This is a genomic window from uncultured Phascolarctobacterium sp., assembly GCF_905212365.1.
Lineage (GTDB): Bacteria > Bacillota > Negativicutes > Acidaminococcales > Acidaminococcaceae > Phascolarctobacterium_A.
On the sequence record NZ_CAJMEH010000035.1, the window covers coordinates 1 to 20,771 of the forward strand.

A 20,771-nucleotide genomic window follows, 5' to 3' on the forward strand; every position below is an offset into this window, starting at 1 on the left:
GTATCCGAAATATAATTATTATCTGGCGGATACCAGCGTCATTATGTACCATTGCCATAATATTTTCCTGAATGTTTTGGCCGAGCTGGGCTGGCACGGCCTGTTTGCTTTCCTGCTGGTGTGGTGGGGAGTTTTCCTGCGTACCGGCTGTCGTCTGGCCTTTCAGGGGCGCAGTTTGTGGCTGCGGGCTATGGGGCGCGGCTATGTGCTGGCTTCCGTGGGCATTGCCGTGGGCGGCTTGACGGATCACGTCTATTTTAATACGCAGATGGGCCTGCTCTTTTGGCTGTTGGGCGGGCTGACCATGCTGTGCTGGAAGCTGAACGCTTATGAGCGGCAGGAGTAGGACGCAGTGTAATATTGTTTACATTCGGCGCGGCGCAAAGCTGCATGCTGCAAAATTTTGCGGATTTTATTGACGCGGCGCGTTTAGTGTTGTATCATCTAGCACATAGCTTAATATTTGGACTGTGAAGAGAAGAGTAGATGGGCAAGTCTGGCGCAGAGAGCCTCCGCTGTGGTGCAAGGAGGAGCAGATGGTTCCATTGAAGATGGTCTTGGAGTCGATGGGCTGAGATGTTCGCATTTAGGCCGTCCGGGAGCGCCCGTTACAGCGCTGGAGTATTAAAGGGTAGCCAATCCCTGCGTACTTGAAGAGGTTTATGCGGCGACGCATGAACGAAATAGGGTGGTATCACGGAATTTACGCTTTCGTCCCTGTATGTATTACAGGAACGGAAGCTTTTTTATTGCCTCATGGCGGTTCCTGTAAAGGCGTTTTAGATTAAAGGCGCGTAGGCAGGCGCGCCGCTGGGAGGAGGAACTGCTATGCCGATTAAAGTCAACGATAAATTAGCCGCAATTGTACAATTACAGGAGGAGGGTATTTTTACCATGACGGAGGAACGCGCTCATAATCAGCGCGTGCGTCCGCTGAAGGTGTGTATTCTTAATTTGATGCCGTTGAAAAAGCCCACGGAAATTCAGCTGCTGCGCCTGCTGGGCAATTCGCCCTTGCAGATTGAGGTGGACTTCTGCCGCACGGTGAGCCGCGAAACAACGCACACCGATAATTCCTATCTGGACAGAGCCTATTTGGAGTTTAAGGACATCAAGGACCGTTATTACGACGCTTTTTTGATGACGGGTGCGCCGGTGGAAACCTACGCCTTTGAGGACGTGGATTACTGGCAGGAAATTACAGCCTATTTGGATTGGGCAGAATTTCACTGTTACTCCACTATGACATTATGCTGGGGCGCGCAGGCGGCGTTATACCATTACTATGGCGTCAACAAGACGGTGCTGCCGACCAAAATGTTCGGCATTTTCCCCTATGGGCTGACGGTGCGCAACCATCCGCTGCTGCGCGGTTTTGACGACCGTTACTTTATTCCCCAGTCGCGGCATACGGCGGTAGACGACGACGCTATCGACGCCTGCAAGGCCTTGCAGGTTTTGTCCCGCTCCGTGGAAAACGGCATCAATATTTGCGCTACGAAGGATTTGCGCCGGATTTTTGTGCTGGGACATTTTGAGTACGACCGTTATACGCTGGCTGACGAATATTATCGTGATAAAAAGAAGGGCCTGCCCATTGCTATTCCGGAATATTATTTCCCTGATAACGATACGACGCAGCAGCCGGTGTTTAAATGGCGCAGCTACGCTCATCTGTTTTACATGAACTGGCTGAATATCGTTTATCAGGATACGCCTTACGATTTGACGCAGTTGGCTCCGGCCGACGGCGATAAGCTGAACAAGGCGCTGAACGAGTATAACAGGATTTTATTGCAGCTGCAGCAGCTGGGCGCTGACGTAAAGAAATAAGGATTTGACAGATTGCAGGAAAGGGGCAGTACAATGCAGGAGCTTAATATTAACACAAAATGTATTCAGGGCGGCTACAGGCCGGGAAACGGCGAACCGCGCCAGATTCCCATTATTCAATCCACCACTTTTAAATATGATACCAGCGAGGCCATGGGCAAGCTGTTCGATTTGGAGGCCAGCGGTTATTTTTATTCCCGTCTGCAAAATCCTACCTGCGATTTTGTAGCGGCCAAAATCGCCGAGCTGGAGGGCGGCACGGCGGCTATGCTGACTTCGTCGGGGCAGGCGGCTAATTTTTTCGCCTTGTTTAATTTGTGCGAGGCGGGCAGCCACATTGTGGCGTCGTCCTCAATTTATGGCGGCACCTTTAATCTGATAGCTGTTACCATGGCTAAGATGGGCGTAACGGCGACCTTTGTGGGGCCGGATTGTACGGAAGCGGAGCTGGACGCCGCTTTTCAGGATAATACTAAGGCTGTTTTTGGTGAAACCATTGCCAATCCGGCGCTGACGGTGCTGGATATCGAAAAATTTGCCAAAGCTGCGCATAAGCACGGCGTACCGCTGATTGTGGACAATACCTTTCCGACGCCTATTAACTGCCGTCCCATCGAATGGGGCGCAGATATCGTTACTCACTCTACCACTAAGTATATGGACGGGCATGGAGCCTGCCTGGGCGGCGCGGTAGTGGACGGCGGCAAATTCGACTGGCTGGCTCACGCCGGTAAATTCCCCGGCTTATGCAGCCCGGATGCATCTTATCACGGCATTACCTATGCGGAAAAGTTCGGTCAGGGCGGCGCATTTATTACGAAGGCGACGGCGCAGCTGATGCGCGATTTGGGCTGCTGCCAATCGCCGCAAAGCGCTTTTATTCTTAATTTGGGCTTGGAATCGCTGCATGTGCGCATGCCGCGTCATGTGGAAAACGGGCAGGCTGTGGCCGAATTTTTGGAAAAGCAGCCGCAGGTGGAATACGTTAATTATCCCGGCCTGCCTTCCAATAAATATTACGCTTTGGCGCAGAAGTACCTGGGCAACAGCGGCTGCGGCGTAGTATCCTTTAATTTAAAGGGCGGCCGTTCGGCGGCAGAAGCCTTTATGAAGCGGCTGAAGGTGGCGGCTATCGAAACCCACGTGGCAGACGCCCGTACCTGCTGCCTGAATCCGGCTACTTCGACTCACCGTCAGCTGACGGACGAGCAGCTGGCGGCGGCAGGCGTACCGGCCGGGCTGGTGCGTATTTCCTGCGGCTTGGAGGCTAAGGAGGACCTGCTTGCCGATTTGGCCCAGGCCCTGGCTGCCATAGAGTGAACTCAATAGCGTGCAAATTGTTTTTAGGGCTGTGCCTCAGGGCGCAGTCCTTTTTGCGCTTCTGTAAGCAAAATTACATTGCAGCAGTATTCAGGAAAAAATCATGACGGAATCGGCTCGCTTTATTTACATCTGCCAATGAACAGTGTACAATAAATTTATATAAGTATATCAGACTGACGATCAAGCATATGGGAGCGATGTGTATGAATCTTAAAGATGTGCAAAGGCTGCTGGACGCCGAGGTATTGGCGGGGCGGGATTATCTGGAACGTCAGGTAGAAACCTGCTGCGGCAGCGATATGATGAGCGATGTATTGGCCTTTACCAAGCGCAATACGCTGCTGTGTACAGGGCTGACTAATATGCAGGTGGTGCGTACCGCCGAAATGACCGAGCTGAGCGCGTTGGTATTTGTGCGCGATAAGCGGCCGGACAAGGATATTCTGGCGGCGGCAGAGGAAAGCATGCTGCCGGTTTTGGCTACAGGCTATTCGCTGTTTGAGGCCTGCGGTATTTTGTACGGAGCCGGCATCCCCGGCTGCCATAAAAGGAGTAAATAGGATGAGCGATAGTAAATCTGTGAAAATAGCTTTTGACTGCGTTGGCGGAGATTTTGAGCGCGCCGGCGAAGCGTCCTCCAAGATTAAGAAGATGCTGCAGCGGCTGGGGATTCCGGCGGATATTGTGCGGCGTATCGCCATCGGCACCTATGAAGCGGAAATGAATGTTATTATTCATGCCGGCGGCGGCAATGTGGCGGCCGAGGTCTTTCCTGATAAAACAGTGATTACCGTCAGCGACCAGGGCCCCGGCATTCCCGATATCAACAAGGCGCTGCAGGAGGGCTGGTCCACAGCGCCTGATTATGTGCGCCAGATGGGCTTTGGCGCCGGTATGGGCCTGCCCAATATGCAGAAATGCTCCGACGAATTTGATATTCAGTCCGCTGTGGGGCAGGGCACGACCATCGTTATGGGCTTTAAGCATCAGAGCGAGGATTTGTAGAATTGCCGGCTGGGCCGTTTAGGCGTCAGTCTTGAATATATTTTGAGAGAGAGGTGATACGCATGGCTCCTACTAAATACTATCATTCTGTGCAGCTGCAGCAGGATAAATGTCAGGGCTGCGTATCCTGCGTTAAGCTGTGTCCGACGGAGGCCATTCGCGTGCGTAACGGGCAGGCGGAAATTTTGGCTGACCGCTGCATCGACTGCGGCGCTTGTGCGGCAGGTTGTCCTTATCATGCTTTTTCCGTGCGTTCCGACACGCTGGAGGGGCTGACAAAATACGCCTATAATATTGTGCTGCCTGCGCCGTCGCTGTATTCCCAGTTTCCGGCCAGCGTGCCGCTGACGGATATTTGGCAGGGACTGCACAATCTTGGCTTCGACGAGATTTTTGACGTTTCGCTGGCTTCCGAATACATAGCCTGCGAGATAGAGGACTATATTAAAAATTATACCGGCGGGCGCAAGCCGCTTATTTCCAGTACCTGCCCCGCTGTGCTGCGTTTGATTCAGGTAAAATTCCCTGAACTGATTAAGCAGGTGGTGCCGGTGCTGGCTCCGGTAGAGGCGGCGGCTATTTATGTGAAGCGCGAGGCGGCCGCCCGGCTGCAAATGCCGCCGGAGCTGATCGGCGTTTGGTTTATTTCTCCCTGTCCGTCCAAGGAAACTAATATCCGCCAATCGGTGGATGTGCAGCATACGGAGCTTTCCGGCAGCTTTGGTCTGGCGGAGATTTATGGCCTGCTGCTGAAAAATTTAGGCGGCGGGCACGAGCTGCATGTGCGTACCGGTTCCTCCTACGGCCTTAGCTGGGGCGCTTACGGCGGCGAGATTGCTTCCGCCGGGATTACCAACGGCTTATCGGTGCATGGCATCGATAATGTATATGATATTTTAGAGCAGATTTCCATGAATAAAATGCCGCAGCTGGATTATGTGGAATGCTTATCCTGCAAGGGCGGCTGCTTGGGCGGCCTTTTGACAGCGGAAAACAAATTTGTGGCGGAATGCAACCTACGGCAGCGCATTAGCGCTATGCGCGCCGCGGAGCCTGCGGACAGGCGCGAGGCTATGGCGCAGACCATGGTGCTGCAGGATTTTCCCGCTTCGGCGGCTTACCGCAAAAAGCTGGTGCCGCGGCCGATGATGCAGCTGGACGACGATATTATGGAAGCTATGAAAAAGTTCGAGCGCATGGAGGAGGTATTGTGTTCCTTGCCGGGACTGGACTGCGGCGCTTGCGGCGCGCCCAGCTGCCAGGGCTTGGCAGAGGATATTGTGCAGGGTAAGGCGCACGAGATTGACTGTATCTTTAAGCTGCGCGCCAGCGTGCATAAGCTGTCTCGGGGAATGCTGGAGCTGGCAAAGCAGATTCCTATTTACCATGAGCCTAAGATGTTGAATAATACGGAGGATGAGCGTAATGAAGGTTAAAGAAATGATTGATGCACTGAATTTAAAGCTGCTGACTAAGGATGTATCCGAGGATGCGCTGTATGCGGACGTGGAGGGCGGTTATGCGTCCGACCTGCTGAGCAACGCTATGGGGCAGGCGCAGCCGGGCATGGTGTGGGTGACGATGCAGGGACACCAGAATGTGGCCGCCGTCGCTTCCCTTATAGGCTTATCCGCCGTGATTGTGGCAGGCGACGGGCCTGTAGCCGCCGATACGCTGAATAAGGCTAATCTGAATGATGTGGTTATCGTCGCTACCGAAGAACCTGCCTTTGAGGTTATCGGCAAGCTGTACGCCTTGGGCGTGGGCCGGGCATAGGCTATGCAGAGCGTTTTAGCTGATCTGCATATTCATACGCTGCTTTCGCCCTGCGCCGAGGTGGAAATGACGCCTCATCATATTGTGCTGCGGGCTGCGGAATTTGGCATTGGCGCAATCGCTATTACGGACCATAACGCCAGCGCCAATGCGGCAGCCGCCGTGCGCTGCGGCGAGGAATACGGCGTCAAGGTGTTTCCGGGGATGGAGGTGGAATGTCTGGAGGAGGCTCATATTGTGGCGCTGTTTGATACGCTGGAGCAGCTGGCGGTTTGGCAGCAGGTGGTGGATAAGCATATGAACGGCAGGCTTAACGACGCCGGACGCTTCGGAGCGCAGTTCGTGGTGGACTCTGAGGATGAATTTGTACGGGAGGAGGAACGGCTACTGCTGGCTCCTCTCAGCCTGACTGCCGAACAGGTGGTGCGCCAGGTGGCGACCTTAGGCGGCTTGACCATTGCCGCGCATATCGACCGCCCGGCCTACAGCATTGTGGGCCAGCTGGGCTTTATCGAGCCGGGCTTTGGCTTTGCAGCGGCGGAAATTTCTGCCGCAGGCTGGCGGCGCAGCGTACAGTCCTCTTTACAGCGGCTGACAGGCTATCTGCCCTATGTGACTAATTCGGACGCCCATAATATTCTGGATTGTGTACAGGGACCGAAAAATCTGCTTACAGTAGAAGCGCTGACGCTGCAGGAGCTGCGGCTGGCTTTGGCGGGAAGCGGCGGGCGCAGCTTATTGCCGGGAAAATTTTCGGATTTCTGCGAAAAATAATATAAATATAGTACGCTATAAACGCAGTATACAGCATACAGCGTTGCTTAAATTTCGCTATAATGCTATACTTAATTTAGTGATATATGCATATTCCTTTTTGGAGGAGGGAGACTATGAGCATCAGTGAAAACAGGCTGGAGCATAACTGCAGCTGCTGTGGCGGCGCTAACCCCGAACGGGTGCGCATCGACGCTATTCTGGCCAAGTACAAGGACGTAAAGGGACCCTTGATTCCGATTTTGCAGGAGGTGCAGAGCCTGTATAATTATCTGCCCAAGGATGTGCTGGAATACATCGCCAAGCATACGGGGACGCCTATTGCCGATATTTACGGCGTAGTTACCTTTTATTCCCTGTTCCATCTGAATCCCCGCGGACGCAATATTATCCGCGTGTGCCAAGGGACTGCCTGCCATGTGCGCGGCGGCAAAACTATTTTGCAGGCTTTGGAAAAGCAGCTGGGCATTAAGGCGGGCCATACTACCGAGGATCTGCGTTTTACGCTGGAAACCGTGGCCTGTATCGGCGCCTGCGGTTTAGCCCCTGTTATGCAAATTAACGAGGACACCCACGGCCGTCTGACTACAGATAAGCTGGCGGCTATTTTGGACAGGTATAAATAAGATGCGGGAGCTGTCGCTGCATATTTTGGATATTGCACAGAATTCGGTGGCTGCCGGTGCGAAGCATATCGCGATTGAAGTCAATGAAAATGAAGCGGGCTTTTTCGTTTTTCGCGTCAGCGACGACGGCTGCGGTATGGACGCGCAAATGCTGCGCCGGGTGCGCGACCCCTTCGTTACTTCGCGTAAGACGCGCAAGGTGGGGCTGGGCATACCCTTTATGGATATGGTGACGCAGCAGTGCGGCGGACGCTTGGACATCGCTTCGGAGCCGGGCAAGGGCACGGAGCTGGCCGCTTATTTTGCTGCGGATAATATTGACCGCCCGCCTTTGGGCGATTTGGCGGATAGCATTGCCGTGCTGCTGGCGGGAGCGCCGCAGATAGAATTGCATTTTAAGTATAGCTGCGCAGGCGGCAGCTTTATCTTTACAACGCAGGAGATGCGGGATATTTTGGGCGACGCCTGCGATTTTGCCAATCCCGAAATTTACGTCTGGCTGCGCCAGTATTTGGGTCAGCAGCTGGCTGCGCTGCAAGGGAGGTTATAACAATGAAAAGCTTAGCGGATCTGCACGCTTTGCGTGATAAATTGAAAGCGGATATCAAACTTCGCAAGGAAACGGGAACCAAGATTATTGTTGGTATGGGTACCTGCGGTATCGCCGCCGGAGCCCGCGAGGTCATGAAGGCGATTTTGGACGAGCTTAATAAGCGGCGGCTGCTGGATGTACAGGTACAGCAGACGGGCTGCATCGGCATGTGCGAAAAAGAGGTGCTGGTGGATGTGGTGCGTCCCGGCGAAGCCCGCATTACCTATGGCAAGGTGAAGCCGGAGGATGTGCCGAAAATTATTGCCGAGCATGTGGTCAACGGCAGAATCGTAGAAGAGCTGGTAGTCGGTAAAATAGACGAATAAAATGCTGCCGCCAGTACGGTACAGGATGTAAGCGCGGCGGACAGCGGAGTGGAGGAGAAATTATGCAGCATATCAGAGCTCATGTGTTGGTTTGCGGCGGTACGGGCTGCAAGGCCAACGGTTCCAGGGAAATCCAGATAGCCTTTGCTAAAGAGCTGCAAAGCTTTGGGCTGCAGGACGAGGTAATGGTGGTTGAAACCGGCTGCCACGGCTTTTGCGAGCATGGCCCGCTGGTTATCGTATATCCTGAAGGCACCTTTTATTGCGGCGTTAAAAACGAGGACGTTAAGGATATTGTTGAAGAGCATTTATATAAAGGGCGCATTGTGCAGCGCCTGCTGTACCATGAGCCTTTAACGCAGGACAGAGTGCCTAATTATTCTGAGATTGGCTTTTACAAAAAGCAGCACCGTCTGGTGCTGGCCAACTGCGGCGCTATCAATCCCGAGGCCATTGAAGAATATATCGCCGTAGGCGGCTACGAAGCGCTGGCTAAGGCCGTAACGGAAATGACTCCCGAGCAGGTGGTAGAGGAGGTCAAAAAATCCGGACTGCGCGGACGCGGCGGCGGCGGCTTCCCCACCGGCATGAAATGGCAGTTTGCCAAAGCTTCGGTCAGCGATAAAAAATATGTTATCTGCAATGCGGACGAGGGCGACCCGGGCGCATTTATGGACCGCAGCGTGCTGGAGGGCGACCCCCATCGAGTGCTGGAGGGCATGGCGGTCTGCGGCTATGCTATCGGCGCTGATGAAGGCTATATTTATGTGCGCGCCGAATATCCTTTGGCTATTAAACGCCTGCGCATCGCTATCAAGCAGGCGGAGGAGATGGGCCTCTTAGGCGAGAATATTTTCGGCAGCGGCTTTAGCTTTAAGCTGCATATCAAAGAGGGCGCAGGCGCTTTTGTCTGCGGCGAGGAAACGGCGCTGATGGCTTCCATCGAGGGCAAGCGCGGCATGCCGCGTCCCCGTCCGCCCTTCCCGGCCGTATCGGGCCTGTGGGGCAAGCCGACGAATATCAACAACGTAGAAACCTTCGCCAACGTGGCGCAGATCATTGTACACGGCGCGGATTGGTACTGCCAGTTCGGCACGGAAAAATCCAAGGGCACCAAGGTTTTCGCTTTAACTGGCAAGATAAATAATACTGGTCTGGCCGAGGTGCCCATGGGCATTACTATGCGCGAGATTATTTACGATATCGGCGGCGGCATCACCAACGGCAAAAAGTTCAAAGCGGTGCAGATAGGCGGACCGTCTGGCGGCTGTCTGCCGGAAAGCATGCTGGACCTGCCTGTGGATTACGATTCCTTGATTGCTGCCGGAGCCATGATGGGCAGCGGCGGCCTGGTAGTTATGGACGAGGACACCTGCATGGTGGACGTTGCTAAGTTCTTCCTGAATTTTACCCAGTCTGAATCATGCGGCAAGTGTACGCCCTGCCGCGAGGGAACCAAGCGTATGCTGGAGATCTTGAACCGCATTACGGAAGGGCAGGGCCGCGAGGGTGATATCGAGCTGCTGGAAAATCTGGCGAAGAATATCAAGGAAACAGCTTTGTGCGGTTTGGGACAGACTGCGCCTAACCCCGTGCTGTCGACCTTGAAGTATTTTCGTCACGAGTACGAGGCTCATATTAAGGAAAAGCGCTGCCCGGCAGCCGTATGCGAAAAGATGGCTCGCTATACTATTACCGACGCTTGCCGCGGCTGCGGCTTGTGCGCGCGCAATTGCCCGGCGAAGGCCATCAGCGGCGCTGTGAAAAAGCAGCATGTTATCGATCAGGATAAGTGCATTAAGTGCGGCGCTTGTATGACGGCATGTCCGTTTAAGGCTATTATTAAGAGCTGAGGGGGTCTGCATAATGAAAATGGTAAATTTAACGATTGACGGCCGGCAGATCCAGGCTCCTGCCGGAAGCTCTGTTTTAGAAGCGGCTCGTGCCGCCGGTATCTATATTCCGACGCTGTGCTACCATCCCGACCTGCGGGCCGAGGGCGCCTGCCGTCTGTGCATGGTAGAAGCCAGCGGCGCGCGTACCTTGGTTGCCTCCTGCGTTTATCCTGTAAGCGAGGGCATGGTGGTTAAAACTAATACCAATAAGGTGCGCGAAGCGCGCAAGACGGTTATCGAGCTGCTTTTGACCAACCATCCCAAGGACTGCCTGTGCTGCCAAAAAAGCGGCGACTGCGAGCTGCAGAATATGGCGGCGGATTTGGGCGTGCGCAAGCTGCGCTTCGAGGGCGGAGAAACTAAGGCGCATACTATCGACAACAGCAATCCGTCGCTGGTGCGCGATCAGGAAAAATGTATTTTGTGCGGACGCTGCATACGTGTCTGTCGCGATGTCCAGGGCATGAATGTTTACAGCTTTGCCGGTCGCGGCTTTAATACCATTGTTTCCACGGCCTTCGAGCATGATCTGCTTAATTCCCAGTGCAGCTACTGCGGCCAGTGCGCCAGCGTTTGTCCCACGGGCGCTATTGTGGAAAAGGACGATACGGAAAAGGTTTGGAACGCCATCAACGACGAAAGCAAGGTAGTTATCGTGCAGACTGCTCCGGCAGTGCGCGTGGCCTTGGGCGAGGAGCTGGGCATTCCCGCCGGAGAAATTGTTACGGGAAAAATGGTAACTGCTCTGCGCCAGCTGGGCTTTGATAAAGTATTCGATACTAATTTTTCGGCTGACCTTACGATTATGGAGGAGGGGCACGAATTTTTAGAGCGGTTGCAAAATGGCGGCGTGCTGCCTATGATTACCTCCTGCAGTCCCGGCTGGGTAAATATGATTGAAATGAAATATCCTGAGCTGCTGCCTCATTTGTCCACGGCCAAATCGCCGCAGCAGATGTTCGGCGCTATAGCGAAAACCTATTATGCCGAGAAAGCTGGGATTGATCCGGCGCAGATTGTCAGCGTATCCGTAATGCCCTGCACGGCTAAAAAGGCGGAGGCTGCCAGAGAGGAAATGTGCAGCAGCGGCTACCGCGATGTGGATATTGTCATCACTACGCGCGAGCTGGGCCGTATGATCCGCGAGGCGGGTATCGATTTCGCTTCGCTGCCGGAAAGCCAGTATGATTCGCCTTTGGGAACCGGTACCGGCGCGGCGGTGATTTTTGGTACGACGGGCGGCGTTATGGAAGCGGCTTTGCGTACTGTGGCCGACGTTGTAGCGGGTGCAAGCCTGCCTAAGGTGGATTACACCGAAGTGCGCGGCATGGCGGAAACCCGCGAGGCGGTAGTAGACGTGGCGGGTACGGCGGTGAAGATAGCAGTCTGCAATACCTTGGGCTCCGCTAAAAAAATGCTGGAGCGCATTAAAGCGGGCACAGCAGATTATCATTTTATTGAAGTTATGGCTTGTCGGGGCGGCTGCATCGGCGGCGGCGGACAGCCCATACCGGTAAGCGGCAAGATACGCAAAATGCGCCGAGAAGGCCTGCTTGCCTGCGATCGTGCCAGCGAATTACGAAAATCCCATGATAATCCGGAAATAAAAACGCTTTATGCTACTTGGCTTGGCAAACCTCTCGGGGAAAAAGCTCATAGTCTATTGCATACGCACTACAAAGCGCAAAACCGCGATTAGTCGTAACAGAACAATACAAATCCCCTGTCTCAATGTGAAAAAAGGCAGGGGATTTTTTAAAATTGTAAAGAAAAAGCTTGCTATGTTACAATTTTATTGGTATCATAGTAAGCGTTGAGCGTCAATTTGGCTGAAGGGTCATGTGAGCTCGCTTCACTCATGAGTAGGAAATTTTTTCTGAAAAAGAAGTGAAGTTTTTGGCAAAATGTGTTATAATTGTAGCAGAAAGAGAAGAAAATTTTATAAAAAATATTCCTGGAGCTAGCAGGAGTTTTCCTGCCAGTGTCGAAAAGACTATATAGTCAAGTATGAAATGTTTGTGAAATGCTTGACCAAGGCAATACCTTGTCTGGAGGTTTGCGTGCAGAACTGCAGACAAGTTATAAGCAAAGGGGCGACCCTTATAAAACACAATGTCCTAATTATTAAGGAGGAAGGTAAACATGATCGACATTAAAGATCGCATTTGTGACGTAGTAGCTGGCAAAGTTATGAGCGCTGAAGCTGCTGCAGAATTTGTAAAAGACGGTGACAACTTGGGTGTCAGCGGCTTTACTCCGTCCGGCTATCCGAAAGCTGTACCTCTGGCTCTGGCTGAAAAAGCTAAAAAAACTCCTTTCAAAGTTAACGTTTGGACCGGCGCTTCCGTTGGCCCAGAAATTGACCAAGCAATGGTAGAAGCTGACTGCATCGACCGCCGTCTGCCTTATCAGACCAACGGTACCATGCGTAAAGCTATCAATGCTGGCAAAGTAAAATATGCTGATATTCATCTGTCCCATATGGCTCAAATGGTTCGTTATGGCTTCATGGCTGGCCGCCCGACTGGTCCTGACGTTGCAATCGTTGAGGTTTGCAAAATCAACGATCTGGGCAACGGCATGGTAGGCCTGATCCCGACCACATCCATGGGCAACAGCTCCTCTTATGTAGCTGGCGCTAAGAAAGTTATCGTAGAAGTTAACACCACCCAACCGAAAGAGCTGGAAGGCATGCATGACTCCTATGTTCCTCTGGATCCTCCAAACCGTCAACCGATTCCTGTTACCGCTCCGGAAGACCGCATTGGTACTCCTTACATTCCTTGCGAAGTAGACAAGATTGTTGCAGTAGTTGCTTGCGACCGTCCTGACATCGTTCGTCCTCTGGGTGAAATCGACGACGACGCTAAGCACATGGGCGCTAACCTGGTTAACTTCCTGAAAAACGAAGTTAAAGAAGGCCGCCTGCCGAAAAACCTGCTGCCGCTGCAATCCGGCGTAGGCTCCGTTGCTAACGCAGTTATCAATGGCTTGGTTAACTCCGATTTTGAAGACCTGACCGTTTACACCGAAGTTATTCAAGACGGTATGTTCGACCTGATCGATGCTGGCAAACTGCGCGTTGCTTCCGGCACTGCTCTGACTCCGTCTCCTGAGTGTCAAAAGAAATTCTACGAGAACGTAGAACATTATAAAAAATATTTGCTGCTCCGTCCGCAGGAAATTTCCAACAGCCCGGAAGTTGCTCGTCGTATCGGCGTTATCGCTATGAACACCGCTATCGAAGTCGACATCTATGGCAATGTTAACTCCACTCACGTTTGCGGCACTAAATTGATGAACGGTGTTGGCGGTTCCGGCGACTTCGCTCGTAACGGCTTCCTGACCGTATTCTTCACCAATTCCTTGGCTAAAGGCGGCAAGATCTCCTCTGTTGTTCCGTTCTGCAGCCATATCGACCATGCTACTCTGGACGTTGACGTTATCGTTTCCGAACGCGGCGTTGCAGACCTGCGCGGTCTGACCCCGAAAGAGAAAGCTCCGATCATCATCGATCAAATCGCTAACCCGAAATATCAACCTTGGCTGTATGATTATTTCAAACGCGCTTGCGAAGCTTGCGGCAACAGCCAAACCCCGCACATCCTGGCAGAAGCTTTCGATTGTTACAAACTGTTCAACGAAACCGGCTCCATGGAAGGCATGGTTAAATAATCAAAAAAACTTTTCAATACCCCTTGAGAAGTTTCTCAAAATAGGTTAAACTATGTTAAGGTACTTGCCGATAGGTGCGAGTCCTATCGGCAAGTATATATAAAAAAGTTGACGAGGCCTTGAGGCTTTGCCATATACCGTCACTGACGGACACTCTCACCATCATTTCGGATCCGTCCAATCCGAAATATGCAAACCAAATATTTTAAGGAGGATTTGAGAATGGCATTTGAAGAAATTAAAGCTGGTTTAGAGAAATATCATGCTGATGTTGAAGCTAAACTGGTAAAAAACCCTGAACGCGCAAACCTGGTTCCTAACAGACTGTACACCCCGGTAGATCTTGGTGAAGACTTTGACTACATGACTAAACTGGGCTTCCCCGGTGAATATCCTTATACCCGTGGCGTACAACCCACCATGTATCGTGGCCGTTTCTGGACCATGCGTATGTATGCTGGTTTCTCCACCGCTGAAGAATCCAACAAACGTTATCGTTACCTGCTGGCTAACGGTGGTTCCGGCCTGTCCTGCGCATTCGACCTGCCGACCCAGATTGGTTATGATTCCACCGATCCGATGGCTGAAGGCGAAGTTGGTAAAGTAGGCGTAGCTATCGACTCCTTGGCTGATATGGAAATCCTGTTCGACCAAATTTCCCTCGATAAAGTTTCTACTTCTATGACCATCAACGCTCCTGCATCCGTACTGCTGGCTATGTACATTGCAGTTGCTGAAAAGCAAGGCGTTTCCGCTGACAAACTGCGCGGCACCATTCAGAACGATATTCTGAAAGAGTATGCTGCTCGCGGCACCTACATTTTCCCGCCGAAACCGTCCATGCGTTTGATCACCAACATTTTTGAATATTGCTCCAAGAATGTACCGCTGTGGAACACCATCTCCATTTCCGGTTACCATATCCGTGAAGCTGGTTCTACCGCTTCTCAGGAAATCGCATTCACCATCGCTGACGGCATTGCTTATGTAGAAGCTGCTATCAAAGCTGGTCTGGACGTTGACGCTTTCGCTGGCCGTCTGTCCTTCTTCTGGAACGCTCACAACAACGTATTGGAAGAGGTTGCTAAATTCCGCGCTTCCCGTCGTGTATGGTCTAAAGTTATGAAAGAGCGTTTCGGCGCTAAGAAACCCAAATCCATGATGCTGCGCGTACATACCCAAACCGCTGGCTCCATGCTGACCGCTCAACAACCGAACAACAACATCGTTCGTGTTGCTCTGCAAACCGCTGCTGCTGTAATGGGTGGTACTCAATCCCTGCACACCAACTCCAAGGACGAAGCTTTGGCTCTGCCGACCACTGAATCCGTAACCATCGCTCTGCGTACCCAACAAATCGTTGCTTACGAATCCGGCTTGGCTGACACCGTTGATCCGTTGGGCGGCTCCTACTATGTAGAAGCTCTGACCGACAAGATCGAGAAAGAAGCTTGGGAATACATCCAAAAGATCGACGAAATCGGTGGCGCTCCTGAAGCAATCGCTAAAGGCTACATCCAAAAAGAAATCCAAGACTCCGCTTACAAATGGCAGATGGAAATCGAAAAAGGCGACCGTATCATCGTTGGCGTTAACAAATTCACCCAAGAGGAAGAACCTCCGAAAAACCTGCTGCGCGTAGATGGCTCTGTAGGCAAACTGCAAGCTGAAAAGATCGCTGCTCTGAAAGCTCGCCGTGACCAGGCTAAAGTTGACGAAACTCTGGCTGCTCTGGAAGCTGGCTGCGCAGACGAGTCTGTAAACCTGATGCCGTTGATCCTCGACGCTGTTCGTGCATATGCTACCGAAGGTGAAATCTGCGGCGTTATGAGAAAAGTATTCGGTGAATACCAACCTCATACCACTCTCTAATTTGTAAACACTAACATATACGGAGGTATTTTATAATGGCTAACGTTAAAGTTTTAGTTGCTAAACCGGGTCTGGATGGCCATGACCGCGGTGCTAAAGTTGTAGCTCGTGCATTGCGCGACGCTGGTTTTGAAGTTATCTACACCGGTATTCGTCTGACTCCGGAACAAATCGCAGAAGCTGCTCTGCAAGACGACGTACAAGTTGTTGCTCTGTCCTTGCTGTCTGGCGCTCACAACACCCTTTTCCCGAAGGTTGTTGAGCTGCTGAAAGAAAAAGGCCTGAACGACGTTCTGGTTATCGGCGGCGGCGTTATTCCTGACGCTGATATCCCTGGCCTGAAGGCTGCTGGCATTGCTGAAGTATTCACTCCTGGCACCCCGACCAGCAAGATCGTTGAGTGCATCAACGCTAACGTTAAATAATTTTATCCCCTGACATAAGTTGCAAGCCGGGCTTGTCCCGGCTTGCCTTATAAAATATTCACAATCTGACAAGGCGGTGTGAATTATGGAAATAGTAGATAAATTATTAAGTCATTCTCGTCTTGCATTATCTAAGGCAATAACTGCTGTTGAAAATGAATACGATGATGCTGTCAAAATTATGACAGAAATCTATCCTCATACTGGTAATGCTTATGTAATTGGTATCACTGGCCCTCCGGGTGCTGGTAAGAGTACTCTGACAGATAAACTTGCTAAAGAATACCGTAAACGTGGTAAAACTGTTGGCATTGTAGCAATTGACCCTACTAGCCCGTATTCTGGCGGCGCTATTTTAGGCGACCGTATCAGAATGATGGATCTGATGGCGGATGAAGGTATCTTTGTTCGTTCTATGGCTACCCGTGGCAGCCTCGGCGGCCTGTCTCAAAAAGCAGGCGACGCAGTAAAATTGATGGATGCTTTTGGCATGGATGTTATTATCGTTGAAACCGTAGGCGTAGGCCAATCTGAGGTTGACATTGTTAAGACCGCAGATACCACTATGGTTGTTGTTATTCCCGGCATGGGCGACGATATCCAGGCAATTAAAGCAGGCATCCTTGAAATCGGTGACCTTTTCACGATTAACAAAGCTGACCGTGAAGGTACAGACAAGCTCAACATTGAGATTGAAATGATGCTCGAATTAAATCCCGAACATGTTGGCTGGCGTCCTCCGATTAACAGGACCGTTGCCAGCAAGGGTGAAGGTATAGAGGCTGTTGTGGACTCCATCGAGGCTCACAAGGCATATTTGATTGACTCTGGTAAGTTAAGCGAGATTCGCAAAAAACGTATTAAAAACGAAGTTGAAGCTATGCTTAATGATCGCGTAAATCGCTACATCGACAAAGAGGTTATTCAAACGGATGCATTTGACGAATTGGTAGTTAAGATGCAGTCCCGTGAGATTGAGCCTTATTCTGTCGTTGATGATATTGTTGGTAAAGTTTTAAAATAAAACAACCAAAAAACAATTTCTTAGGAGGAATTATTATGGCATTCAAAACTATTTGTGTTGACCATGTAGGCGTTGCTTGCAAAGGCACTTTGGAAGAAGCTGCTAAAATTTACACTGAGGTTCTGGGCTTGAAAGCTACCGGTACTGAAGAAGTTAAAGAACAAGGCGTTGCAACCATTTTTGTTCCCTGCGGCGAAACCCTGATCGAGCTCCTCGTTGATATTACTGAAAACGGAGACGGCCCTATCGGCAAATATGTTGCTAAAAACGGCCCTGGCATCCAACATATGGCTCTGCGCGTTGACGACATCAAAGCTGCAATCGCTGACTGCGAAGCTGCTGGCATTAAAATGATCGATAAAGCTCCTCGCAATGGCGCTGGCAAAATGAAAATCGCTTTCATTCATCCGAAATCTGCTGGCCTGCTGCTCGAGCTGTGCCAACCTGCTGCTACCTACGTTGATTAATTAACGCTTAAAGTTAATCGAATCATAGGGTACTAATCTACGATACATGTTGCTGAAGGTGTACAAGTGATATGCCTTCAGCATATGTATATAAATTTGTTCTCCCAATAATGATGGAGGTGTAAGATTTGTCTACTCAAGAAAAAATTGAGAAAATGCTCAAAAAGTCCGAAGTAATTCTGGCTGCTGGCGGCGAAAAACGTGTTGCTAAACAACATGAATCCGGCAAAATGACTGCTCGTGAAAGAATCGCTGCACTCCTCGACGAAGGTTCCTTCGTAGAATTGGATCGTTTCGTTCGTCATCGCTGCACCAACTTCGGTCAAGAAAAGAAAGAACTTCCGGGTGAAGGCGTAACCACTGGTTATGGTACTGTTGACGGCCGTCTGGTATACGTATTCGCACAAGACTTCACCGTTGAAGGTGGTTCTCTTGGCGAAATGCATGCTGCTAAAATCGTTAAAGTTCAACGTTTGGCTCTGAAAATGGGCGCTCCGTTGGTTGGCCTGAACGATTCCGGCGGTGCTCGTATTCAAGAAGCTATCGACGCTCTGGCTGGCTATGGTAAGATCTTCTTCGAGAACACCATCGCTTCCGGCGTTGTACCGCAAATTTCCGCTATCATGGGTCCTTCTGCTGGCGGCGCTGTATACAGCCCGGCACTGACCGACTTCATCTACATGGTAAAGAACACTTCCAAGATGTTCATTACCGGTCCTGCAGTAGTTAAATCCGTAACCGGTGAAGATGTAACCCAAGAACAACTGGGTGGCGCTATGACTCATAACTCCACTTCCGGTGTTGCTCACTTCGCTGCTGAAAACGATGAAGACTGCCTGCAACAAATTCGTTACCTGCTCTCCTTCCTGCCTTCCAACAACATGGAAACCGCTCCGATCGTAGAGACTGGCGACGATCCGATGCGTACCGAAGAAAGCCTGAACACTCTGCTGCCGGATAACTCTAACCAAGCTTACGACATGTATGATGTAATCAAGGCTATCGTTGATAACGGTGAATTCTACGAGAACCAAAAATACTGGGCAAAGAACATTATTACCTGCTTCGCTCGTATGGATGGCCAAACCGTTGGTATTATCGCTAACCAACCGAAAGTTATGGCTGGCTGCTTGGATATCAATGCTTCCGACAAATCCTCTCGTTTCATTCGCTTCTGCGACGCATTCAACATTCCTCTGCTGAACTTGGTTGACGTTCCTGGCTTCCTGCCTGGCTGCAACCAAGAATACGGCGGCATTATCCGTCACGGCGCTAAGATGCTGTATGCTTACTCCGAAGCAACCGTTCCTAAGATCACTCTGGTAACCCGTAAAGCTTACGGCGGTTCCTATCTGGCAATGTGCTCTCAAGACCTGGGCGCTGACCAAGTTATCGCATGGCCGACCGCTGAAATCGCAGTTATGGGTCCTGCTGGCGCTGCTAACATCATTTTCCGTAAAGATCCTGATGTTGAAGCTAAGACTAAAGAGTATATCGACAACTTCGCAACTCCGTACCAAGCAGCAATGCGCGGCATGGTTGACATGGTTATCGAACCGAAAAACTCTCGTCCCACCATCATCAACGCTCTGCAAATGCTGGAAAGCAAACGCGAAACCCGTCCGGCAAAACGCCACGGCAATATTCCTTTGTAATTCACAAGCAGTTGCTTAGTGCTTAAAAACCTATTTTAAGATAAGATGAGGTGAAATAAATGGGTCCTGTTACTACTAATCCTTGGTTAATCGCATTGATTAATATGACCATCGTATTCGGCGTTTTGATTGCGTTGGGCGTATTGATGAGCTTAATCCAAGTTGTCGATCCGACTAAAAAAAAAGTTGCTAAACCGGCAGTAGCTCCTACCCCGGCAGCAGCTCCCGCACCGGCAGCAGTTGCTGCTCCGGTTCAAGATGATAGCGAAATTATCGCTGTTATCGCTGCAGCAGTTGCAGCTTGCGGCGTTAGTGCAGACCAAATCGCTTGCGTACGTCGTCTGCCGAATGCTAGCTGGACTGTAAATGCACGTGTTGAAGCTATCAGCGTTCGTAAAGAATGCTTCTAATGCATATTGTTTGCAATTTTAATTAAAAAACGAGATTTTAAGGAGGATTATATCCATGAAAAAGTATACTATCACCGTTAATGGTACCGCATACGAAGTTGAAGTTGAAGAAGCTGGTTCCGTAGCTTCTGCTCCGAAAGCTGCTGCTCCGAAAGCTGCTCCGGCTCCCGCTCCGGCTCCGAAAGCTGCTGCTCCTGTTGCTGCAGGCGCTACCACCGTTTCCGCTCCGATGCCTGGTAAAGTTCTGTCCGTTAACGTAAAAGTTGGCGACGCAGTTAAATCTGGCGACGTTCTGATGATTCTGGAAGCTATGAAAATGCAGAATGAAATCATGGCTCCGGCTGACGGCACCGTTTCCGACGTTCGCGTTTCCGCAGGCCAAACCGTTGGTACCGGCGACGTTATGATCGTTATGTAATTCTTAGTTGATAGGTCGCAATATCACTAAGTTTTAGTCACTAACCCTGATCTTTGGAGGGCTCCCTTCGCAAGGAGCCTTCCACAAATTGAAAATTGGGAGGATATTAAATGGAAGCATTTATCGTTGCTTTGTCTTCCGTATGGGCAGATTCCGGTTTCTCCGCATTGACTGGCGGTCATGTAATTATGATTTGCGTGGGTTTGATTCTGCTGTATATGGCTATCGGCAAGGGCTTTGAGCCTTTGCTGCTTTCCCCTATCGCTTTTGGCTGCGTTTTGGCTAACATTCCTAAAAATGGCTTTGACGCTCCTGGCGTAATGTCCGTTATTATGTATGGTATTAACCATGAAGTATTCCCGCCGCTGATTTTCTTGGGCGTAGGCGCAATGACTGACTTTGGTCCGCTGATCGCTAACCCCAAAACTCTGCTGTTGGGTGCTGCTGCTCAGGGCGGCGTATTTATCGCTTTGCTGGGCGCTATGTTGTTGGGCTTCTCCGTACAGGAAGCAGCTGCTATCGGTATTATCGGCGGCGCAGACGGCCCGACCTCTATTTACTTGGCTGCTAAGATGGCTCCGCAACTGCTGGGTGCTATCGCCGTTGCCGCATACTCCTACATGTCTTTGGTTCCGCTGATTCAGCCTCCTATCATGAAGCTGTTCACCACTGAAG

General features: G+C 51.0%; 21 protein-coding genes, 1 pseudogene and 1 other annotated feature. All 22 genes and pseudogenes read left to right on the forward strand.

The features are described from left to right. Window positions 1–346 (forward strand): annotated as a pseudogene (locus QZ105_RS06650) (polymerase); the annotation flags it as partial. A gap of 115 nt (window positions 347–461) precedes the next feature. Further along, window positions 462–722: a binding site (T-box leader), on the forward strand. A 106-nt stretch (window positions 723–828) separates the two neighbouring features. After that, window positions 829–1,833 (forward strand): homoserine O-succinyltransferase, encoded by a 1,005-nt coding sequence (gene metA, locus QZ105_RS06655; RefSeq protein ID WP_293729070.1) that lies wholly within the window; start codon window positions 829–831, stop codon window positions 1,831–1,833. A gap of 33 nt (window positions 1,834–1,866) precedes the next feature. Beyond that, entirely contained in the window at window positions 1,867–3,153 is a 1,287-nt protein-coding gene (locus QZ105_RS06660; protein ID WP_293729071.1) for a PLP-dependent transferase, read from the forward strand. A 206-nt stretch (window positions 3,154–3,359) separates the two neighbouring features. Beyond that, the gene (locus tag QZ105_RS06665; protein ID WP_293729072.1) at window positions 3,360–3,716 is read left to right on the forward strand and encodes a DRTGG domain-containing protein; all 357 of its coding nucleotides are present in this window, start codon (window positions 3,360–3,362) and stop codon (window positions 3,714–3,716) included. A gap of 1 nt (window position 3,717) precedes the next feature. Further along, window positions 3,718–4,161, forward strand: a complete 444-nt coding sequence (locus QZ105_RS06670; RefSeq protein ID WP_293729073.1) for an anti-sigma regulatory factor — start codon at window positions 3,718–3,720, stop codon at window positions 4,159–4,161. 62 nt (window positions 4,162–4,223) lie between these two features. Next, the gene (locus QZ105_RS06675) at window positions 4,224–5,597 is read left to right on the forward strand and encodes a [Fe-Fe] hydrogenase large subunit C-terminal domain-containing protein (protein WP_293729074.1); all 1,374 of its coding nucleotides are present in this window, start codon (window positions 4,224–4,226) and stop codon (window positions 5,595–5,597) included. Next, window positions 5,587–5,937, forward strand: coding sequence for a serine kinase (locus tag QZ105_RS06680; protein ID WP_293729075.1), 351 nt, complete (start codon window positions 5,587–5,589; stop codon window positions 5,935–5,937). Before QZ105_RS06675 ends, QZ105_RS06680 begins: the two co-directional genes overlap by 11 nt. A 3-nt stretch (window positions 5,938–5,940) precedes the next feature. Then, window positions 5,941–6,711: a PHP domain-containing protein gene (locus QZ105_RS06685; protein ID WP_293729076.1), complete on the forward strand. Its 771-nt coding sequence runs from the start codon at window positions 5,941–5,943 to the stop codon at window positions 6,709–6,711. A 116-nt stretch (window positions 6,712–6,827) separates the two neighbouring features. Then, complete coding sequence (gene nuoE, locus QZ105_RS06690; RefSeq protein ID WP_293729077.1) at window positions 6,828–7,337, forward strand: NADH-quinone oxidoreductase subunit NuoE; 510 nt, start codon at window positions 6,828–6,830, stop codon at window positions 7,335–7,337. 1 nt (window position 7,338) lies between these two features. Continuing rightward, the gene (locus QZ105_RS06695; protein ID WP_293729078.1) at window positions 7,339–7,887 is read left to right on the forward strand and encodes an ATP-binding protein; all 549 of its coding nucleotides are present in this window, start codon (window positions 7,339–7,341) and stop codon (window positions 7,885–7,887) included. A gap of 2 nt (window positions 7,888–7,889) precedes the next feature. Next, window positions 7,890–8,255, forward strand: coding sequence for a (2Fe-2S) ferredoxin domain-containing protein (locus QZ105_RS06700; RefSeq protein ID WP_293729079.1), 366 nt, complete (start codon window positions 7,890–7,892; stop codon window positions 8,253–8,255). 62 nt (window positions 8,256–8,317) lie between these two features. Continuing rightward, window positions 8,318–10,108 (forward strand): NADH-quinone oxidoreductase subunit NuoF, encoded by a 1,791-nt coding sequence (gene nuoF, locus QZ105_RS06705; protein WP_293729080.1) that lies wholly within the window; start codon window positions 8,318–8,320, stop codon window positions 10,106–10,108. 13 nt (window positions 10,109–10,121) lie between these two features. Beyond that, window positions 10,122–11,849, forward strand: a complete 1,728-nt coding sequence (locus QZ105_RS06710) for an NADH-dependent [FeFe] hydrogenase, group A6 (RefSeq protein ID WP_293729081.1) — start codon at window positions 10,122–10,124, stop codon at window positions 11,847–11,849. Between the two features lie 443 nt (window positions 11,850–12,292). After that, window positions 12,293–13,825, forward strand: a complete 1,533-nt coding sequence (locus QZ105_RS06715; RefSeq protein WP_293729082.1) for a succinate CoA transferase — start codon at window positions 12,293–12,295, stop codon at window positions 13,823–13,825. A 222-nt stretch (window positions 13,826–14,047) separates the two neighbouring features. Next, window positions 14,048–15,697, forward strand: coding sequence for a methylmalonyl-CoA mutase family protein (locus tag QZ105_RS06720; RefSeq protein WP_293729083.1), 1,650 nt, complete (start codon window positions 14,048–14,050; stop codon window positions 15,695–15,697). A 35-nt stretch (window positions 15,698–15,732) separates the two neighbouring features. Continuing rightward, window positions 15,733–16,122: a cobalamin B12-binding domain-containing protein gene (locus tag QZ105_RS06725; protein WP_293729084.1), complete on the forward strand. Its 390-nt coding sequence runs from the start codon at window positions 15,733–15,735 to the stop codon at window positions 16,120–16,122. A gap of 85 nt (window positions 16,123–16,207) precedes the next feature. Continuing rightward, entirely contained in the window at window positions 16,208–17,146 is a 939-nt protein-coding gene (gene meaB / locus QZ105_RS06730; protein WP_293729085.1) for a methylmalonyl Co-A mutase-associated GTPase MeaB, read from the forward strand. A gap of 35 nt (window positions 17,147–17,181) precedes the next feature. After that, window positions 17,182–17,613, forward strand: a complete 432-nt coding sequence (mce, locus tag QZ105_RS06735) for a methylmalonyl-CoA epimerase (protein WP_293729086.1) — start codon at window positions 17,182–17,184, stop codon at window positions 17,611–17,613. A 155-nt stretch (window positions 17,614–17,768) separates the two neighbouring features. Further along, window positions 17,769–19,268: a carboxyl transferase domain-containing protein gene (locus QZ105_RS06740; RefSeq protein ID WP_366936008.1), complete on the forward strand. Its 1,500-nt coding sequence runs from the start codon at window positions 17,769–17,771 to the stop codon at window positions 19,266–19,268. A gap of 59 nt (window positions 19,269–19,327) precedes the next feature. Further along, window positions 19,328–19,678 (forward strand): OadG family transporter subunit, encoded by a 351-nt coding sequence (locus QZ105_RS06745; RefSeq protein WP_293729088.1) that lies wholly within the window; start codon window positions 19,328–19,330, stop codon window positions 19,676–19,678. 55 nt (window positions 19,679–19,733) lie between these two features. Then, the gene (locus QZ105_RS06750; protein ID WP_293729089.1) at window positions 19,734–20,096 is read left to right on the forward strand and encodes a biotin/lipoyl-containing protein; all 363 of its coding nucleotides are present in this window, start codon (window positions 19,734–19,736) and stop codon (window positions 20,094–20,096) included. A 110-nt stretch (window positions 20,097–20,206) separates the two neighbouring features. Then, the coding region (locus tag QZ105_RS06755) for a sodium ion-translocating decarboxylase subunit beta (RefSeq protein ID WP_293729090.1) at window positions 20,207–20,771 on the forward strand (565 nt) is incomplete at its 3' end.

Bases quoted from the DNA above. Each gene is read 5' to 3' on its own strand.
- QZ105_RS06710 (WP_293729081.1), top strand. From the start codon at position 10,122: ATGAAAATGGTAAATTTAACGATTGACGGCCGGCAGATCCAGGCTCCT.
- QZ105_RS06700 (WP_293729079.1), top strand. From the start codon at position 7,890: ATGAAAAGCTTAGCGGATCTGCACGCTTTGCGTGATAAATTGAAAGCG.
- QZ105_RS06675 (WP_293729074.1), top strand. From the start codon at position 4,224: ATGGCTCCTACTAAATACTATCATTCTGTGCAGCTGCAGCAGGATAAA.
- mce (WP_293729086.1), top strand. From the start codon at position 17,182: ATGGCATTCAAAACTATTTGTGTTGACCATGTAGGCGTTGCTTGCAAA.
- QZ105_RS06725 (WP_293729084.1), top strand. From the start codon at position 15,733: ATGGCTAACGTTAAAGTTTTAGTTGCTAAACCGGGTCTGGATGGCCAT.
- QZ105_RS06670 (WP_293729073.1), top strand. From the start codon at position 3,718: ATGAGCGATAGTAAATCTGTGAAAATAGCTTTTGACTGCGTTGGCGGA.
- QZ105_RS06715 (WP_293729082.1), top strand. From the start codon at position 12,293: ATGATCGACATTAAAGATCGCATTTGTGACGTAGTAGCTGGCAAAGTT.
- nuoF (WP_293729080.1), top strand. From the start codon at position 8,318: ATGCAGCATATCAGAGCTCATGTGTTGGTTTGCGGCGGTACGGGCTGC.
- QZ105_RS06685 (WP_293729076.1), top strand. From the start codon at position 5,941: ATGCAGAGCGTTTTAGCTGATCTGCATATTCATACGCTGCTTTCGCCC.
- QZ105_RS06680 (WP_293729075.1), top strand. From the start codon at position 5,587: ATGAAGGTTAAAGAAATGATTGATGCACTGAATTTAAAGCTGCTGACT.
- QZ105_RS06720 (WP_293729083.1), top strand. From the start codon at position 14,048: ATGGCATTTGAAGAAATTAAAGCTGGTTTAGAGAAATATCATGCTGAT.
- QZ105_RS06740 (WP_366936008.1), top strand. From the start codon at position 17,769: ATGCTCAAAAAGTCCGAAGTAATTCTGGCTGCTGGCGGCGAAAAACGT.
- metA (WP_293729070.1), top strand. From the start codon at position 829: ATGCCGATTAAAGTCAACGATAAATTAGCCGCAATTGTACAATTACAG.
- QZ105_RS06695 (WP_293729078.1), top strand. From the start codon at position 7,339: ATGCGGGAGCTGTCGCTGCATATTTTGGATATTGCACAGAATTCGGTG.
- nuoE (WP_293729077.1), top strand. From the start codon at position 6,828: ATGAGCATCAGTGAAAACAGGCTGGAGCATAACTGCAGCTGCTGTGGC.
- QZ105_RS06750 (WP_293729089.1), top strand. From the start codon at position 19,734: ATGAAAAAGTATACTATCACCGTTAATGGTACCGCATACGAAGTTGAA.
- QZ105_RS06660 (WP_293729071.1), top strand. From the start codon at position 1,867: ATGCAGGAGCTTAATATTAACACAAAATGTATTCAGGGCGGCTACAGG.
- QZ105_RS06745 (WP_293729088.1), top strand. From the start codon at position 19,328: ATGGGTCCTGTTACTACTAATCCTTGGTTAATCGCATTGATTAATATG.
- QZ105_RS06665 (WP_293729072.1), top strand. From the start codon at position 3,360: ATGAATCTTAAAGATGTGCAAAGGCTGCTGGACGCCGAGGTATTGGCG.
- meaB (WP_293729085.1), top strand. From the start codon at position 16,208: ATGGAAATAGTAGATAAATTATTAAGTCATTCTCGTCTTGCATTATCT.